The sequence below is a fragment of the Acidovorax sp. GW458-11-26-14-TSB4 genome (genome assembly GCF_059423865.1).
Genome location: NZ_JBWKYR010000018.1, coordinates 1 through 16,772 on the forward strand (window position 1 = coordinate 1; position 16,772 = coordinate 16,772).

General features: G+C 69.9%; 13 protein-coding genes. 1 reads left to right on the forward strand and 12 read right to left on the reverse strand.

Annotated features, from left to right (window positions below; translation table 11 throughout):
• Nucleotides 1–123: 123 nt before the first annotated feature.
• From AC07X5_RS25725 to AC07X5_RS25755, 7 genes are all read right to left on the reverse strand, one after another.
• Complete coding sequence (locus AC07X5_RS25725) at nucleotides 124–789, reverse strand: response regulator (RefSeq protein WP_494772439.1); 666 nt, start codon at nucleotides 787–789, stop codon at nucleotides 124–126.
• Between the two features lie 38 nt (nucleotides 790–827).
• A complete protein-coding gene (locus AC07X5_RS25730; protein WP_494772440.1) occupies nucleotides 828–1,850 on the reverse strand; it encodes a Bug family tripartite tricarboxylate transporter substrate binding protein in 1,023 nt (340 codons plus the stop codon).
• A 146-nt stretch (nucleotides 1,851–1,996) separates the two neighbouring features.
• A complete protein-coding gene (gene hpnE / locus AC07X5_RS25735; protein WP_494772441.1) occupies nucleotides 1,997–3,304 on the reverse strand; it encodes a hydroxysqualene dehydroxylase HpnE in 1,308 nt (435 codons plus the stop codon).
• On the reverse strand, nucleotides 3,301–4,122 hold the full coding sequence (locus tag AC07X5_RS25740; protein ID WP_494772442.1) for a hypothetical protein: 822 nt from the start codon (nucleotides 4,120–4,122) through the stop codon (nucleotides 3,301–3,303). The genes hpnE and AC07X5_RS25740 overlap by 4 nt, the downstream gene beginning before the upstream one ends.
• A gap of 23 nt (nucleotides 4,123–4,145) precedes the next feature.
• Complete coding sequence (gene hpnD / locus AC07X5_RS25745) at nucleotides 4,146–4,985, reverse strand: presqualene diphosphate synthase HpnD (protein WP_494772443.1); 840 nt, start codon at nucleotides 4,983–4,985, stop codon at nucleotides 4,146–4,148.
• Between the two features lie 139 nt (nucleotides 4,986–5,124).
• Nucleotides 5,125–6,435, reverse strand: a complete 1,311-nt coding sequence (locus tag AC07X5_RS25750; protein ID WP_494772444.1) for an HD-GYP domain-containing protein — start codon at nucleotides 6,433–6,435, stop codon at nucleotides 5,125–5,127.
• A 185-nt stretch (nucleotides 6,436–6,620) separates the two neighbouring features.
• Nucleotides 6,621–7,517 carry an amino acid ABC transporter substrate-binding protein gene (locus AC07X5_RS25755; protein ID WP_494772445.1) on the reverse strand — a complete coding sequence of 299 codons (897 nt, stop codon included), beginning with the start codon at nucleotides 7,515–7,517 and terminating at the stop codon, nucleotides 6,621–6,623.
• Between the two features lie 708 nt (nucleotides 7,518–8,225).
• Between AC07X5_RS25755 and AC07X5_RS25760 the strand changes: the two genes are divergently transcribed.
• The gene (locus AC07X5_RS25760; RefSeq protein ID WP_494772446.1) at nucleotides 8,226–11,873 is read left to right on the forward strand and encodes an AAA domain-containing protein; all 3,648 of its coding nucleotides are present in this window, start codon (nucleotides 8,226–8,228) and stop codon (nucleotides 11,871–11,873) included.
• A 36-nt stretch (nucleotides 11,874–11,909) separates the two neighbouring features.
• Here AC07X5_RS25760 and AC07X5_RS25765 read toward each other — a convergent pair whose 3' ends face one another.
• From AC07X5_RS25765 to AC07X5_RS25785, 5 genes are all read right to left on the reverse strand, one after another.
• Entirely contained in the window at nucleotides 11,910–12,341 is a 432-nt protein-coding gene (locus tag AC07X5_RS25765; RefSeq protein WP_494772447.1) for a hypothetical protein, read from the reverse strand.
• A gap of 223 nt (nucleotides 12,342–12,564) precedes the next feature.
• On the reverse strand, nucleotides 12,565–13,146 hold the full coding sequence (locus tag AC07X5_RS25770; protein ID WP_494772448.1) for a hypothetical protein: 582 nt from the start codon (nucleotides 13,144–13,146) through the stop codon (nucleotides 12,565–12,567).
• A 73-nt stretch (nucleotides 13,147–13,219) separates the two neighbouring features.
• Nucleotides 13,220–14,620, reverse strand: a complete 1,401-nt coding sequence (locus AC07X5_RS25775) for an L-serine ammonia-lyase (protein ID WP_494772449.1) — start codon at nucleotides 14,618–14,620, stop codon at nucleotides 13,220–13,222.
• Nucleotides 14,621–14,927: 307 nt separating this feature from the next.
• A complete protein-coding gene (locus AC07X5_RS25780; protein WP_494772450.1) occupies nucleotides 14,928–15,401 on the reverse strand; it encodes a RidA family protein in 474 nt (157 codons plus the stop codon).
• Between the two features lie 39 nt (nucleotides 15,402–15,440).
• Entirely contained in the window at nucleotides 15,441–16,637 is a 1,197-nt protein-coding gene (locus AC07X5_RS25785) for an MFS transporter (RefSeq protein ID WP_494772451.1), read from the reverse strand.
• Nucleotides 16,638–16,772 lie beyond the last annotated feature (135 nt).

A 16,772-nucleotide genomic window follows, 5' to 3' on the forward strand; every position in this document is an offset into this window, starting at 1 on the left:
CGCCTTTTCTTTGCCTTCTTTCTTTTGGCGACGCAAAAGAAAGAAGGTGCGCCGCCGGGCGCACATCCCGGCCTCCGACCTCAACCAAGGCAAGCAGTAACCACAGAGAACAAGCCGAAGCCATCACTCCTGCTCCAACGCATACCCCAGCCCGCGCAGCGTAGTGATCCTCACCCCACTCCCATCCAACCTCTTGCGAAGCCGATGCACAAACACCTCGACAGCCTCCGGATGCACATCCTCCTCATCCGAAAACACCCGGTCCAGAATCTGCTGCTTGGAAAACGGCTCCCCGCTGCGCTGCACCAGCACCCTGAGCACCGCCTGCTCCCGCGGCGACAAGGCCAGCGGCTCGCCGTGCAGCACGAACTGCTTGCGCGCCCCGTCGTACACCAGCGGCCCGCAGGCCAGGCGCGGGTGCTCGGTGCCGCGTGCGCGGCGCACCAGGGCGTGCAGGCGGGCCTCCAGCTTGGCCAGCTCGAAGGGCTTGGCCAGGAAGTCGTCGGCCCCGGCGTTGAGCGAGCGCACGCGCTCGTCGAGCGAGTCGCGCGCCGTCAGGATCAGGGCGGGCAGGCGCTGGTCGCGTTCGCGCAGGCGCTGCAGCACGGCATGGCCGTCCAGGCCGGGCAGGCCCAGGTCCAGCACCAGGGCGTCGTGGTCGCGCTGCTGCAGCGCGCGGTCGGCCAGGCGGCCGTCGGTCACCCATTCCACCTGGATGCCGGCGTGCTCCAGCGCGCGGCTCAGCCAGGTGCCCAGGGTGTGTTCGTCTTCGGCCAGAAGGATGCGCATGGTGGTGGGATGCTATCCCGCCCTGGTGCCCCAGGGGCTCAATCCGGCTTCACCTTGGCGCGAAGAAGCACCTTCTTCCAGCGCGCCTGCTCGGCCGCGATGAACTGCGCGAACTGCGCGGGCGTGTCGCCGATGGCTTCGGCTGCGTCGGCATTCAGGCGCTCCAGCGAGCCCTGCGACTTGACGGCCTTGGCGGTCTCGGCGGCCAGCTTGTCCAGGTGGGCGGGTGCCAGGTTGGCCGGTGCCAGCATGCCGTACCACTGCGTCATCTCGAAGCCGGGGAAGCCCTGCTCGGCCACCGTGCCCACATCGGGCAGCTGGGGCAGGCGCTTGGCCGAGCCGGTGGCGATGCAGCGCACCTTGCCCGACTTGATGAAAGGCAGGATGGCGGCGGCGCCCACGGCCGAGGCGTCGACCCGGCCCGAGAGCAGGTCGGTCAACATCGGGCCGGTGCCGCGGTAGGGCACGTGCAGCATGAACATGTCGGACGCCATCTTCAAGTACTCGAACGCCAGGTGCCCCGCGCTGCCATTGCCGGCCGAGCCGTAGCTCAGCTTGCCCGGCTTGGATTTGGCGTAGGCGATGAACTCGCGCAGGTTCTTGGCCGGCACGTCGGGGTGCACCACGTACAGGCTGGGCACCTTGGCCAGCAGGCTCACGGGCTTGAAGTCCTTGTTCGGGTCGTAGGGCAGCTTGTCGAAGATGTAAGGGTTCACGGCCAGCGTGCCGATGTGGCCCAGGATCAGGGTGTGCTGGTCTTCCGCGCGCGCCACTTCGGACATGGCGATGTTGCCCGCCGCCCCGGGCTTGTTGTCCACGAACACGCTCTGGCCCAGGGTCTTGGTCAGCTCGGCCGCGGTGGACCGTGCCACGATCTCCGAGCTGCCGCCGGGCGCGAAGGGCACCACGAAGCGGATGGACTTGGCGGGCCACGCGGCCTGCGCCCGGGCCATGCCGGGCAGCAGGCCCGCGAGGGCGGCGGCGCCCCCGGCGGACAGCAGTTGGCGGCGGCGCGCGTCAAGAGTGGGAGATGGGTCGTGGGGGTGGAAGAAGGGATGCATGGGTTTGTCTCCGTCAGAAGCGGCTCGAAAGAAAAAAAAGGGGCCTGCGCCGATGGTCGCGCGGCCGTGCTTTCGGAATGCTGTCAGTCGGGGCCCATCCTGTGCCTTCGGGGGCGTGAAAGCCTCGGGGTTTACCCGAGGCGTGCTCAGCGTGCCAGCGCGGCGGCGGCCGTGCCGCACAGCACGGCGCCTTCCAGCGTGGCGGGGTAGGGCCCGTCCACATAGTCGCCGCAGGCCACCAGGCCGGGCGCCACCTGCATGACGGGGCGTGCGAGGCCGGGCGTGCAGGCAAAGGTGGCGCGCTTTTCCACCACCGTCTGCAGGGCCTGCAGGCCGGGCAGTCCCAGTTGCTCGGCCGCCTGGCGCAGCACCTGCTCGGTGACCACCGCGCGCTCGCCGGTGCTGGCGCTCACCACGAAGGCCAGCACGCCGTGCAGGCCGTCGAGCTGCCCCCGGTCGAACACGAACTGTGCGGGCCGCTCGGCCGTGTTGCGCAGCGCCACCATGGGCTGCGCCAGGCGTGCGCCCGTGCCGTGGGCATACACGGTGGTGATGGCCTCGAAGCGCAGCGCATCGGCCGCTGCGCACCACTGCTGGCGGCTGGCGTCGTGCTCCGCGGGCAAGGCCGTGGCGCTGGCGATGAGGCGGCTGGCCTCCCAGGGTGGGCAGGCCAGGGTGATGTGTTCGTAAGGGCCGGCGAAGTCCGTGCCCTGCACCTCCCAGCGCCCGTCGGCCTGCTGCGCGATACCCTGCACGCGCTGCCCGGCATGCACTGCCCCGCCATGCTGCGTGGCCAGCCAGCGGGCTGCCGCCTCGGGGAACAGGGCGCCCAGGTTCACCCGTGGCAGCAGCAGGTTCGAGCCGCCCCGTCCGCTGAACAGGCTGTCCTGCAGCACGCGCAGGAACACCTGGCCGCTGGCCTCGTGGGCGGGGGTGTTGAGGGCCGAGACGCACAGCGGGTCGATGAACTCGTCCACCAGCCGCTCTGGCAGGCCGGCGCACAGGTCCGCGACGGAGGTCGTGGGTGCACAGCGAAAGCCGCCCAGCTGCCAGCGGCTGGCCACGCGCAACAGGGCCAGCTTGTCGCCCCAGCCCCAGCCACGTGCGCGGGCAATGCCCAGCACGGCGTCGAACGGGGGCGGCAGGTCGGGCAGGGCCAGGCCAGAGCCGTCGGGGAACTGCAGGGTGAGCGGCAGGCGCAGCAGGGCAGTGCCTGCATCCACGCCCACCAGGCGCATCAGGCGCAGGCTCTCGGTATAGGCGCCGATGAGGATGTGCTGGCCGTTGTCCAGCGTGGCCGCCGTGCCGTCGGGCAGGGTGGCCTGCACGGCGCGCGCGCGGCCGCCCACGGTGCGTGCGGCCTCCAGCACGGTGACGGCGTGGCCTGCCTGCGCGTGTGCGATGGCCGCAGCCATGCCGGCCCAGCCGGCGCCGATGACCGCGACCTTCTTCATGTGGCCGCAGGCCGGGGCTTGGCGGGGGAGGCCGTAGGGCTTGCAGCGGCCGCCTTGCAGGCCGCCTGCACGTCGGCCGGCGCGGTGCGCAGCACGGCGGGGTCGGCGCAGCGATCGCGCAATTCATGCTGCGCCGCGCGGTGGCCGGCCGATGCGGCATGCGCGAGCAGGCGCAGCCCGGCCAGGCTCATCTCGGCGGTGGCCGATGGGGACAACGGGGTACTGGTTGGCGGCGATGGCTGCGCCGTGGCGCCCGCCTTGACGGGTACCGGCACGGGTGGGGCGGGTTGCGGCAGCGTTTTGGCGCCGTGCACCTGGGGCATGCGCTCGATCACGCTGAAGTCGCCGGTCTTGCCGGCCTGCGCCACCATGCGCTGGTACAGGCCCATCATGGCCGCCGTGTCGCTGCCTGTCAGGCTGGCGGCGGGCTTGGCCAGGTACATGGCCACTTCGGGCGGCAGCGCGGCGTTGACGGCGCTGAAACCGTGGGCCGCACCGCCTGCGGCGTCGGCGGTGGCCGTCTTGCCTGCAGTCCGGGCGGCATCATCGGCCAGCGCGGCGGCGCCCGCGGCCTTGCCAGCCGTGCCGGCGGCAGTGGCCGCCTCGCCAGCGGCCCCAGCAGCGCCGGCTGCGCCTGCAGCCCCTGCCGCCTTGCCAGCCGTGCCACCGGCTGCCTTGCCAGCCCCGCTGGCGGCCTTGCCCAGCAGGCCCCAGAAGGCGTGCGCGGGCTGGGGCAGCGCGGCGGCGCCCAGGGCGAGCGCCAGCAAGGCGGCACCGGCCAGGTGCGGGAGGGACGCAGGGCGCACAGAAAGGCTCATGGCGGGTTTCCCGTGGGGGCGGACTACATGCGCCCCAGCGCCTGCACCTTCCACGCCAGCCAGAACTTGCGCAGCGGGGTCAGGCGGATGCGCTGGTGCAGCACCTGGAAGTTGTCGCGCTCGATCTCGCGCAGCAGGGTGCGGTAGATGCTGGCCATCATCAGCCCGGGCTTCTGCGCGCGGCGGTCGGAGTCGGGCAGCAGGGCCAGGGCCTCGTCGTAGGTGCGGTGCGCGCGCTCGGCCTGGAACTTCATCAGCGCGGTGAAGCGGTCGGAGTACTGGCGCTTCAAGATCTCGTGCGCCTTCACGTCGAACTGCTGCAGCTCCGACACGGGCAGGTAGATGCGGCCCATCATCGCGTCCTCACCCACGTCACGGATGATGTTGGTCAGCTGGAAGGCGCGGCCCAGGGTGTGGGCGTACTGCGTGGTGCGCTCGTCGGTCTGGCCGAAGATGCGCGCCGTGACCTCGCCCACGATGCCCGCCACCAGGTGGCAGTACTGGGTGAGGCCTGCGAAATCCAGGTAGCGCGTCTGCTCCAGGTCCATCTGGCAGCCGTCGATCACGGCCTGCAAGTGGCGCTGCTCGATGCCGTAGTCGGCCGCCAGCGGCATCAGCGCCTGCATCACGGGGTGGCTGGGCTGGCCGGCGTAGGCCTTGGCCACCTCGGCCTGCCACCAGGCCAGCTTGGTGCGGGCCACGCCCGGGTCGCTCACCTCGTCGACCACGTCGTCCACTTCCCGGCAGAACGCATAGAAGGCCGTGATGGCCGCACGGCGCGGTGCCGGCAGAAACAGGAAGGCGTAGTAGAAGCTGCTTCCTGAGGCGACGGCTTTTTGTTGTACGTACTGCTGCGGTGTCATGGAGGCTGATTGTCCCATGTCCGGGCGACTGCCCGGTGGCGGGCGGGATTTGGGCGTGGGGGCAGTCAGCCGCCTGTCACAAAGGACGGGCCGCTATGCTTTTTGATGTGGCGCAGCACAAAAGAGCCAGCCAGCCTGTTTACAGCCTTCCAACGGCCCAGTCACACCAGTCCGACACGGCCGCGTCACCCGGCGTGGCCCGCTGGGCGAGGTCGGGCCAGCGGCGGTGGCAGGCATTGAGCACGCTTTGTAGCTGGAAGATCGCCTCGCGCCCCACCAGCGCCACCTCGGCCAGGCCCACGGCATCGCCCTGCAACTGGGCCATCAGGTCGGCCTGGTGCTGGGGGTGGGAGCCGGCTTCGACCAGGGCCTTTTGCAGCGCCATCAGCCGTGCATCGGTGAAGGCGAAGGCGCTGGCGGAGGGCATGGTCTTGAGAGCCGCCGGGGGCAGGGTGCTCTTGAGCTCGTCCCATTTCATGAAGGCGTCGGCCAGCAGCCCGGCCTGGCGCGGGGCGTCGTTGCCCAGCGGCATCAGGGCCGATTCGCGCGCCACCTCTTCCTGCAGCAGGGGCAGGATATGCACCACCAGGGCGGGGGGAAACTTGCGGTGGTTGAGCCGCAACACCAGCGACAGGCGCTGCGCGGGCATGTCCTCGTATTTCTCGAAAAAGGCGGCCACGACCTCGGCCAGCATCAGGATGCGGCCCATGGACGAGATGCCCGCGCCCGCGAGGCCGCGCGGGTAGCCGGTGCCGTCCATGCGCTCGTGGTGTTCCAGCACGGCGTCGGCCACCGCCTGGGGGTAGGCCTTGCTGTCGCGCACCATCAGCATGGAGGTGATGGGGTGGGCCACCAGGTGCTTGCGCTGCACACCCACCACCTTGAATTCGGGGTCGTTCCAGGCCGGGTCCATGTGCAGCACGCCCAGGTCGTGCAGCAGGGCCGCGGCGGCCAGTGCGCCCAGATCGCGTTCGGCGGTCTTGAGGCCCAGGAACACCGACACCATCATCATGCGCACGCTGTGCAGGTACAGGGCCGGGCGCTTCTCGCGCATCACGGTGAGCTTGCAGGCGACGGGCATGGGCAGAGCGATGGCGCGCAGCGGCGACAGCAGCTGTGCCGCGGAACCGATGGCCTCACCCAGGAGGCTGCACAGCACGTCCTGGCCGGCCAGGTCCTGCCCGGTGGCCACCAGGGCTTCCACGTTCACCGGGTTCTCCACCGACAGGTGGCTGTCGATGGGCTCGCGCAGCTTGTGCTGCACCAGGCGGTCGTACAGGCGGCTGTCGATGCGCGCGCCCTTTTCCACCAGCTTGATGCCGTTGTCGGTGTAGATGGCGGCCCCGGCCACCACCGTGCGCTCGTCGGCCATGTCGGTCAGGGCGCGCAGGTAGTGGGGGCTGTCGGCCCCGTCCATGCCGGCCGCCATGAGAGGGTCTGTCGTCGTCATGCAATAGCTACAAATTATTACTATCGACTATAAAACGACTATGGTCCCTCGCCGACGTGAGTTTGGGCAGATGTCAGGAAGCAGGCAATGGCTTGACGGGGGTCAACGAGCGGCCTGCGGCACGCGGCTGACTTCTCATCCATCCCCAGCAGCGCTCGGCGCAGCTGCGGCCCGTCTTCAGCGCGTCAGAACGCGATCTGCTCGACCCCGATGTCGCTCGGCCGGCGCAGCGCTTCCTTCATGAAGATGCTCATGGGCAAGGTGCCCTGGTCCGAGCTGAACCATTTCTTGTACAGCGCCGTCATCTCGCCGCCCTGGATCATGCGGCGCGTGACGCGGTCCACCAGTTCCTTGAGCTTGGGATCGTCGCGGCGCAGGCCGATGCTGTAGGGCTCCACCGAGAGGCGCTTTTCCAGGAAGGCATAGTCGTCCATGGACTTGCCCAGGCGCGTGAGCGGGATCCAGATGCCCGCGTCGTCGGCAAAGGCGGCGTCGGCCTGGCCCTTGGCCAGCGCGTTGACGGCGTCCAGCGTGCTCTCGACCGGCACGTACTCGAACTTGCGGTTGAAGGTGCGTTCGTTGGCCTTGAGCAGATTCTCGTTGGTGGTCTTGCCCTGCACGGCGATCTTCTTGTTCTGCAGGTCGTCGAGCGTCTTGATGCCCGAGTTCTTGCGCACCAGGAAGGCCGAGGACGCCACGAAGATGTGGTGGCTGAAGGAAATCTCCTTTTGCCGTGCCGCGGTGTTGGCGGTGCCGCCGCATTCGAGGTCCACCACGTTGTCCTTCACGTCGGTGATGCGGTTCTTGCCATCGACCAGCAGGTACTTGAGCTTCAGGTCCGGGCGCTTCAGTTCTTTCTTGATTTCGTCGAAGATCTGCAGGCAGATGTCCACTGTGTAGCCCTGCACCTTGCCGCTCGTGGCGTCCTTGTACGAGAAGGGCAGCGACTTTTCGCGGTGGCCCAGGCGCAGCTCGCCCGAGCTGGCAATGCGCGCCAGCGTGTCTTCGGCCCAGGTGGGGGCGTTGGCCAGCAACAGTGCCGCCATCAGCGCCAGATGGCGCAGCATCGAAACAGATTTCATGGAAGGAAGAAAAGAAAGGGAACCGGGCGGATACCCGATGGAAAGGTGCCTGACGGCAGGTGCCCTGGAGCGTGCCTTGTGGGTGGGCCCAGAACCGTGCGCGGATTGTGAGGTGGCCGTGGCCGCTTTGCCACTTTCTTGCCGTTTTGGCGTCGGCATTCCGCCACAGCCACGGGTGCAGCCCCTGCTGAGGCATGGCGAGCGGATCATCGGCATCATTCCGGGGCCGTCTCTTTTTGCCATCCGAACGCCTGCCCTGCGCAAGACGCCGTCTCCACCTGGTACTTCCGTACCTGCGCCTGCCGTCCTGGCGCGACCTGGCTTGGCAGCTTTGGGGGGCGCGACACCGTGCGTGCGGCGTACGGGGCGCTGATCGACGTGCAGTTGATCGTGGCCCTGGGCGCGGCCGGTACCTTCGTCGGGGGCCATTTGGCGCCTGCCGCAGCGGCTGCGCCGCCGTGTGCGGTAGCGGTCGGCCCGCACGCGACCAGGTCGGCATCGGTGGCAGCATGGCGCAACGCCGGGCCATAGGGTGCCTGGCTCTCCGCCGCTGGACCATTCCGTGGTCCATGCCCTCTGGGCAAGGTGCCGCAGGCCGGGCTTTTTGTGGTGTGGCGGCACCAGCCGCATGCATCTGTGGGCGCACAACACTGGGAACGGCGGGCTGTCGCATGTAACATGCTCGGCTGCGCGCATTCTTTGACCGCCATGCCCACCCCCCACGCCAACCGACCCGATGCCGGGGAGGGCAACGCCGGTCTGCCGACGCCGCACCAAGACACTCAGGGTACGAGGGAGGCCGCCAATGCCATCACCGCAGAACAGGAACATCGTGCGCCAGCCCATGCAGGGCTGGACGGGCCGGGCTGTGCGCGGGCCGGCAGCGGCCTGCCTGCGCCCCCACTGAGCCCACAGGCGCACACCGTGGACCGGGCACTGTTTTCCCTTGCGCTCCCTGTCGCCGCGCCGCGGCCGGCGGGTGCGCGCGCCGGGCTGGGGGGCGTGGCGGCCTCCGCTTCCATGCCGGCACCGGTGCCCGCGATGGCAGGCGCCATCGGCGACACCGAGGCCCGGGACGCGCTGGCGGCGCTGGAGTCGGCACCCGCGCCCGCGGCCCATGCCGCGCAGGACTCGGCCCACGCCATCCTGTCCACCTGGCTGTCGCTGGAGGTGCTGGCGCCGCTGGCCTATACCGACCCGGCAACGCTGGTCGGTGGCGACCGTGCGTCCCTGGCCAAGGCCGATGGCGAACCCTTGCCATGGCAGCGCGGCGAGCAGTCCTACAAGCCGCCGTTCCGGCTGTTCTACCTGGTCGTTTTCGGCGAGGTCAGCATGGAAATGTGCATGAACGACCTGCTGTCCTCGTTCGGCAAGGACGAGGAGGCGCGCACCTACCAAAGGCACCGGGCACCGATCGCCATGGCCATCGTGGACCAGGACGGCCTGCCCGCCGGCCCCGAGGCCGTGTCCATCTCCAGCTTTGCATGGGGCGTGCCTGCGGTGCTGCGCGGCAAGGCCGGCAGCCTCGCGCGCTGGCCCGAGGCCGAAAGAATCCTGCGCGAGCAGCTGCACCGGCGCCTGGCCCGGGTGGACGGCGAAGGCCGCCCCCTGCCGCTGGACTGGAAGGCGATCAACGATTGCCATGCCTGGCTGTGCAGCACACTGGGCCTGCGCCCCGACCATGTGCTGCCACCGAGCTTCGTGGCGCGGCTGTACCGCCACCCCAAGCTGGAGGGGGCGCCGGATTCGCCGCCCATCAATTCGTTCTACCTCGACGACCTGGCCAAGGCCTGCGCCATGGTGGATGCGGCCGGCGCGGTGCCCGAAACCCTGCAGCGCTACCTGTCGGTGCTGAAGCCGGCGCCCGCGCGCGATCTGCTCAGCGACACCGCGGCCATCGCGGAGCTGATCGCGCCCGCTCGCTTCCCGCCGGCGCGCTGGCCCAGCCGGGGCAGCCACCCGGTGGTGACGCTGCAGCAGGCGGCCGTGAATGCGGCGCGTGCCGAGTTCGCGGGCGACCGGCAGGGCATTCTGGCCGTGAACGGCCCGCCAGGCACGGGCAAGATGACCCTGTTGCGCGACCTGGTGGCCCACTGCGTGGAGAGCCGCGCGGCCCGGCTGGTCGAGTTCGACGACCCGAACAAGGCCTTCATCCCGACCGGCCAGCGCTTTCAGGTGGGCGACGGCGAGTTCCTGCACCTGCACGGGCTGGACCCGCGGCTCAAGGGCTTCGAGGTGCTGGTCGCATCGAGCAACAACAAGGCGGTCGAGAACGTCAGCCGCGAACTGCCCTCGGGCCGCAGCATCGACCCCGGCCCGCGCTACTTTGCCTCCATTGCCCAGGCCCTGATGTACGGCGAGGAGCGGAACTTCCCCTCCGACCCCGCCGACCAGCCCTGGGGGCTGATGGCTGCCGCCCTCGGCAACAGCCGCAACCGCCGGGATTTCCGCCAGCGCTTCTGGCTGCACGAGGACTTCGGCCTGTGCACCTACCTCAAGGCGGCGCGCGGGCTGGACGTATCGCGCGAGGAGCCGGCCGGCGAAGGCCAGCCGCCGCGGATGGTGGCGCCCCGCATCGTCGCGGCCGAGCGGCCGCTGAGCGGCGAGGCGGCCCTGCAGCAGTGGAAGCGGGTGCGCAAGTCATTCATCGACCTCAAGCGCTCGGTCGAAGCCATCCTGGCCCGGCTGGAAGAGGCGCGCACGCTGGAGCCGCGGCTGACCCGCCTGCGCGACGACATCAACCAGCTGCACGGCAGGCACGCGGCCACTGCCCGGTCGCTGAGCGCGGCATCGTCCGCCTACGCCCTGGCGATCGATGGCTCCAGCAAGGCCCGCGCGGCCGTCGTGGCAGCCGAGCGCGAGCTGCAGGCCCTGCAGGCCACCCGCCCGGGCGTTTCGGCGCGGGTGTTCGTGTCGGAGACCTTCCGGCGCTGGATGTCCGAGGCGTCTGCGCGCGAGGGCGTGCACCGCGACGCGGTGCGGGCCGAAGCGCAGGCCCAGGCCACGCTGGAAACCGCGGCGCAGCGGCAAAAGGGCTTTGCCGAGGAACTGGGCGCCATCAACGCCCAGCTCGAAACCGCGCAGCGCGAAGCCGAGAACCTGGGCGCCATGCTCAAGGAGGCCTACACGCGCATCGGTGACCGGTTCGTCGACGAATCCTTCTTCGACCGCGGCCACGAGGCCTGGAACCTGGCCATGCCCTGGCTCAACGACCAGATCCACAAGGAGCGCGAGAAACTGTTCGTCGCCGCGCTCGAGGTACAAAAGGCCTTTGTCACCGTGGCCGCGCACAAGATGGAGCACAACCTGGGCGTGCTGATGGCGGCCCTGCAGTCGGGCACCTTCCACGACACGGCCCGCCGCCAGCTGCTGCCGGACCTGTGGTCCAGCCTGTTCCTGGTGGTGCCGGTGGTGTCCACCACCTTTGCCTCCGTGCACCGCATGCTGGGCGACCTGCCGCCGGCATCGTTCGGCTGGCTGCTGGTGGACGAGGCCGGGCAGGCCACGCCCCAGGCGGCCGTGGGTGCGCTGCTGCGCGCGCGGCGCGCCGTCATCGTGGGCGACACGCTGCAGATCCCGCCCGTGGTCACCATCCCCGACAACCTGGTGAGCCAGATCGCTCTGCAGCACCGTGTGGACCGGGCGCTCTGGTGCGCCCCGCAGGCCTCGGTGCAGACCCTGGCCGACAGCGCCAGCGCCGTCAAGGCCCGCTTCAGCACGCCCGATGGCGAACGCCTGGTGGGCCTGCCGCTGCTTGTGCGCCGCCGCTTCCAGGAGCCGATGTTCGGCGTGTCCAACGCCATCGCCTACGACAACCGCATGGTGCCGGCCATGGGGCCGGACAGCGTGGGCGACGTCGCCGACGTGCTGGGCCCGTCGGCCTGGTTCGACCCCGACACCAGCTCCACCGCCAGCGCGCCCAAGTGGAGCGCCGAAGAAGGCCAGGTGGTCATGCGCATGCTGCGCAAGCTGGCCCGCGCCGGCGTGCAGAACCCGGACATCTACGTGATCTGCCCGTTCCGCGTGGTGGCGCAGGAAATGCGCCTGCTGCTGCGCGCCGAGCCCCAGCTGTTCGAGCTTTTCGGGGTCGATGCGCGCAAATGGCTCGACGAACGCGTGGGCACCATCCACACCTTCCAGGGCAAGGAGGCCGAGGTCGTGATCGCCGTGCTGGGCGCGCCCATGGCCGGCGAGAAGGGTGCCCGGCAGTGGGCCGGCGGTGTGCCCAACATCCTCAACGTCATGGCCTCGCGCGCCAAGTCGCGGCTGTACGTGGTGGGCTCGCGCACGGCCTGGGGCAGCGTGGGCCATTTTGCGGAGCTGGCCCGGCAGGTGCCCAAGCGGACGTTCACGTAAGTAGAAGAGCGGCTGGTCCGCAGCGGGACCGACTGCTTACTTTTCCTTGGCCGCTTCCTTGAGCGCCACCTGCACGGTGTGCAGCATTTCGTCCAGTGGCTGGGGCTCCTCGCCCTCGTACGACACCACCGCGCCGAAGTCCTGGGCCAGTGCGCAGCTGACCATCATCACGCAGGCCAGGTCCTTCATGCGGCCACCCCAGGTCATGGTGATGCAGTAGTCGCGGCCACCGGCCATGGCGGCAAAGCCCTCGTCGTCACCCACCACATCCTGCGCTTCGCTGTAGTGGATCTCGAACCCCGGGCCTTCTGCACCGTGGAGCGTGAACGGCAGAAAGCCCGAGTCGTCGAAGGGCGTGAAGTCCGGGTTCAGTTGCAGGTCGAAGCCGAGCCGGTCCAGCGAGGCCTGCAGCGTGGCGCGGTCGGGAACGGACTGGCGTTGGATGAAGGCGAACTGGCTGTTGGACATGGGGCTCCTTGGGATGATGGAACGGGAGAATCACACTGCGCAGTGGTGTTGCCATCTTATGACGGCCGAAGACGTGTCGGCCGCCTGTCCTCGGCGGAAGCTGCCGCTACCCCTGCGCCCATGAGCGCCACCTGCGTCTCCCCGCACATCAATGCCCCGTGCCCGCACGTCCATGCCGCGCATGTCGCGGCGGGTTGAGCGCGCGGGCTCGCCGAGCGGCGTCCTATGCGGGCAGGCGCGTGTAACAGGCCCTGCGCTGCAGCATCTCGTTGGTCTGACGTGTGGCGATTTCCAGGTCGTAGGAGGTGTGCGGCTCTGGCGGCGGTGGTGGGGGGAAGATGCCCAACACGACAGCGTAGAACACGGGGCACATGACATCTCCCTGGAGCGCCCAGCGGCCATAGGGAGTGCTGGCGGCCGAATCCTGCGTCCAGTGCGCCCAGAAGACGGCAAGGGAGCCGGTGGAGGCCGTGCTCCGCACCACGAGAGGGGTGGCCGTCTCCGGCGGGAGGAGCTGTACCGTGCCGTTGCCCGTGCAGTCGCCGTTGGCATGGTTCACCGTACCATAGGATTGGGTGAACCGCGTGGCGTCCTGGCGCACCAGGCGCAAGAGGCCGCGTTGGCTCAGCTGGCTGCTGATCACCGTGCAGCCCTGGGACTGCCAGTCGCCCGCGAGCAGGGCCACGTCCTGCAGGGGTGGGTCGTCACTGCCGCCGCCGCAGCCGGCCAGTGCGGCGGTGACGGCGATCAGCGAGAGGCAGGTTGCAAAGGCGGTGGGTGAAGTGGCAGGCAGCAGTGTGGTCATGGCAAAAAGCCCGATTCTGTGGGCCTGCCCGGTCCATGAGAACCCTACCGGAGTAGGGGGCGGCCACCGGGCTTCAGCACTCGACGACGTTCACCGCCAGACCGCCGCGCGAGGTTTCCTTGTACTTGACCTTCATGTCTGCGCCGGTCTGCATCATGGTCTTGATCACCTTGTCGAGCGAGACCACGTGCTGGCCGTCGCCGCGCAGGGCCATGCGCGCGGCGTTGATGGCCTTGATGGCACCCATGGCGTTGCGCTCGATGCAGGGGATCTGCACCAGGCCGCCCACGGGGTCGCAGGTCATCCCGAGGTTGTGCTCCATGCCGATCTCGGCGGCGTTCTCGATCTGCTCGGGGCTGCCGCCCATCACGGCGGCCAGGGCGCCTGCGGCCATGGAGCAGGCCACGCCCACCTCGCCCTGGCAACCCACCTCGGCGCCCGACAGCGAGGCGTTCTTCTTGTAGATGATGCCAATGGCGCCGGCGGTGAGCAAAAAGGTGGCGATGCCCTCCTCATCCGCGCCGGGCAGGAAGTTCACGTAGTACTGCAGCACGGCCGGGATCACGCCGGCCGCGCCGTTGGTGGGGGCGGTCACCACGCGGCCACCGGCGGCGTTCTCCTCGTTGACGGCCATGGCGTACAGGTTCACCCAGTCCATCATCGACAAGGGGTCGTGCCGGGCGGCCTCGGACTGGGTGTTCAGGCTTTTGTGCAGCTCGGCCGCGCGGCGGCGCACGTGCATGGGGCCGGGCAGGGTGCCTGTGGCCGCGCAGCCGCGCTGCACGGCACCGACCATGGTGTGCCAGATGGCCAGCAACTGGCGGCGCAGCTCGGCGGCGCTGCGCCAGTGCAGTTCGTTGGCCACCATGATCTGGCTCACCGCCATGCCCGTGGCCTGGCACTGGGCCAGCAGGTCGGCCCCGGTGCTGAAGGGGTAGGGCAGGCCGTTGCCATGCCCGGCGGCGCCGGGCCCCGATGCCGCAGCCGAGTTCAGCACGCGCTCGCCGGCCGCATCGGTCACGAAGCCGCCGCCCATCGAGTAGTACTCGCGCTCGGCAATCTTCACGCCGTTGGCATCCAGCGCATGGAAGGCCATGCCGTTGGGGTGCAGGGGCAGGCTGCGGCGGCGGAACAGCAGGTGCTCCTTTTCCACGAAGGGCACGCTGTGCTCGCCCAGCAGGGCCAGGCTGCGGCTGGCGCGGATGTGGGCGATGGTGGGCGCTATCTGGTCGGGGTCGATGTGCTCGGGCTCGTGCCCGGCCAGGCCCAGCAGCACCGCAGTGTCGGTGCCATGGCCCACGCCCGTGGCCGAGAGTGAGCCGAACAGCTCCACCACCACGCTGTGCACCGCCGCCAGGCCCACCGTGGCCTGCAGGTGGCAGGCGAACTGCCGCGCTGCGATCATGGGCCCCACGGTGTGTGAGCTGGAAGGGCCGATGCCGATCTTGAAGAGGTCGAAAACGCTGACGGACATGGAAGGGGGCTCGCGGTGGGGGTGGCCGGTGAATTCGATGGATCCGCAGACAACAGCGATGGCGCGGTTGCACCATCGCTGACTTGCGTCCTTTCGCACCCGCAGCGCTCTTGGCACTGGGGTGGATGCGAGGCTAACCGCCCGGCATGGCGGCGGCACAAGCGTTATCCCTGAGCGGGACGCCGGCACCGGTGTCCATTTGCTATCGCTTCAATAGCGTCTGAATGATTTTCCGTGCCGCTCTGCGGCCGCCATGGCAGCGCTCAAAGTGGTGTCGCTGGGCGTGCTTGCCGCCCATGAATGTTTCTTACACTGCGCCGGCGTCCGCCCGGTGCGCCACCACCAGTGCCATCTCCACCTGGGGTGTCGCAGCCGCCGGGCCGGCCGCAAAGGGCTGCGGCCTTGCGAGCGAGTGCGCATGCACGGCCGGTGGCGCCACCTGCTGGCGCACGAGGCCGCCGGCCATCCAGCCGCACAGCATGCGCCTGGCCTCCGCCGTGTGGGCGGGGTCGCGCACGAACAGCTCGCACGAGGTGATGCGGTGCTTGTGGCTGCCGGCTTCGCGAAGCAGGCGGTCGGCAGCGGCCAGCACCTGGGCCATGCCCTGCTCTACGTCCGCAGAGGGTGAGGGCGCCCCGGTGGCCGCGGCGTTCAGGCAGGCGATGCGCAGGCACAGCGACGTGGCCGCGTGCCGCACGCCCACGCGCAAGCGGGCCGCCACGCGCGGCAGCGCTGCGGCCGGGCCGGCGGCGGGCGTGGCGGTGCTGCAATCGGTGGCCATGGTCCTGTGACTCCTGCGCGGGTGCGTTGTTCCGTCAAGTCAATCGAGGTGGCCCAGCCGGCGGGCACTGGCCGCCACAGCCACCAGCAAGGCCACCAGCACCAGCATGGCCACTACCAGGCTGGTGCCGTGGGCCACGAAGCCGATCAGCGCCGGCCCCATGAGCACGCCGGCGTAGCCCATGGTGGCGATGGCAGGGACGGCCAGGCTCTCGGGCATGGCGTGCTGCCGGCCTGCGAGGGAGAACAGCACCGGCACGATGTTCGAGCAGCCCAGGCCCACCAGCGCAAAGCCGGGCAGGGCCAGCGGCCAGGTGGGAGCCAGCGTGGCCAGCGCCAGGCCGGCGGCGGCCAGCAGGGCGCCCGCGAGCACCGCGCGCTGCGGGCCGATGCGTTGCACCCAGCGGTCGCCCGTGAGGCGGCCCACGGTCATGGCCGTGGCGAAGGCGGCATAGCCCAGGCCCGCGCGCTCGGCGGGCAGGCCTTGCACCTGGGTGAGGAACACGGCGCTCCAGTCCAGCATGGCGCCTTCGGTCAGGAAGAGGATGAAGCACAGGGTGCCGATGAATATCACCACGCCTGTGGGGCGAACAAACGCAGGGCCGTTCTGCGCACCGCCCTGGGCCAGGAAATGCGGCCCGGCCAGCACCAGCAGGGCCAGCACCACGGCGGCCACGGCGCTGGTGGCCTGCCACAGCGAGGCGTTCAGTACGCTCAGCAGCGCGATCATGCTGCCGGCCCCCGCGACGCCACCCAGGCTGAACAGGCCGTGAAATCCCGACATCATGGGCCGGCCGTGGGCCCGCTCCACCAGAACCGCCTGGATGTTGCCCGCGCAGCCCAGGCCGCCGATGCCTGCGCCGAAGAGGAGCAGCGCCACCCCCAGCCACGGCACCGAAGGTGCCAGCGCCAGCAGCGGCAAGGCCACGCACACCAGCAGGGCCGAGGCCGCCAGCACACGGCGGCAGCCCCAGCGCGCGCTGAAGGCACCGGCCAGCGGCATGGAGACGATGGAGCCCGCGCCCATGCACAGCAGAAGCATGCCCAGCGTGGCCTCGTCGATGGCCAGGCGTGCCTTGGTGAATGGCACCAGCGGCGCCCAGGCGGCCATGGCAAAGCCGCTGATGAAGAAGGCCACGCGTGTGCCATGCGCCGCGGCGCGGCTGGTGGCCGTGGCGGGCATTGCCGGTCGTGCGGGGGCGGCGGCAGAGGTCGGGGTGGCGCTGGAGGCAGTCATGGAGGTCCGGGAGGGGGTCAGTGTGGCGCCGCCCGATGGCTGCGTCATGGCAGGATGGACATGTCCTCGGCAGGTGGGAGGGCTTTGCTCAGGGGATGGTCTGTCAGGGTGCGGCCCAGGCATCTCGCCAGCCCG

Bases quoted from the DNA above. Each gene is read 5' to 3' on its own strand.
- AC07X5_RS25725 (WP_494772439.1), bottom strand. From the start codon at position 789: ATGCGCATCCTTCTGGCCGAAGACGAACACACCCTGGGCACCTGGCTG.
- AC07X5_RS25730 (WP_494772440.1), bottom strand. From the start codon at position 1,850: ATGCATCCCTTCTTCCACCCCCACGACCCATCTCCCACTCTTGACGCG.
- hpnE (WP_494772441.1), bottom strand. From the start codon at position 3,304: ATGAAGAAGGTCGCGGTCATCGGCGCCGGCTGGGCCGGCATGGCTGCG.
- AC07X5_RS25740 (WP_494772442.1), bottom strand. From the start codon at position 4,122: ATGAGCCTTTCTGTGCGCCCTGCGTCCCTCCCGCACCTGGCCGGTGCC.
- hpnD (WP_494772443.1), bottom strand. From the start codon at position 4,985: ATGACACCGCAGCAGTACGTACAACAAAAAGCCGTCGCCTCAGGAAGC.
- AC07X5_RS25750 (WP_494772444.1), bottom strand. From the start codon at position 6,435: ATGACGACGACAGACCCTCTCATGGCGGCCGGCATGGACGGGGCCGAC.
- AC07X5_RS25755 (WP_494772445.1), bottom strand. From the start codon at position 7,517: ATGAAATCTGTTTCGATGCTGCGCCATCTGGCGCTGATGGCGGCACTG.
- AC07X5_RS25760 (WP_494772446.1), top strand. From the start codon at position 8,226: ATGCCCACCCCCCACGCCAACCGACCCGATGCCGGGGAGGGCAACGCC.
- AC07X5_RS25765 (WP_494772447.1), bottom strand. From the start codon at position 12,341: ATGTCCAACAGCCAGTTCGCCTTCATCCAACGCCAGTCCGTTCCCGAC.
- AC07X5_RS25770 (WP_494772448.1), bottom strand. From the start codon at position 13,146: ATGACCACACTGCTGCCTGCCACTTCACCCACCGCCTTTGCAACCTGC.
- AC07X5_RS25775 (WP_494772449.1), bottom strand. From the start codon at position 14,620: ATGTCCGTCAGCGTTTTCGACCTCTTCAAGATCGGCATCGGCCCTTCC.
- AC07X5_RS25780 (WP_494772450.1), bottom strand. From the start codon at position 15,401: ATGGCCACCGATTGCAGCACCGCCACGCCCGCCGCCGGCCCGGCCGCA.
- AC07X5_RS25785 (WP_494772451.1), bottom strand. From the start codon at position 16,637: ATGACTGCCTCCAGCGCCACCCCGACCTCTGCCGCCGCCCCCGCACGA.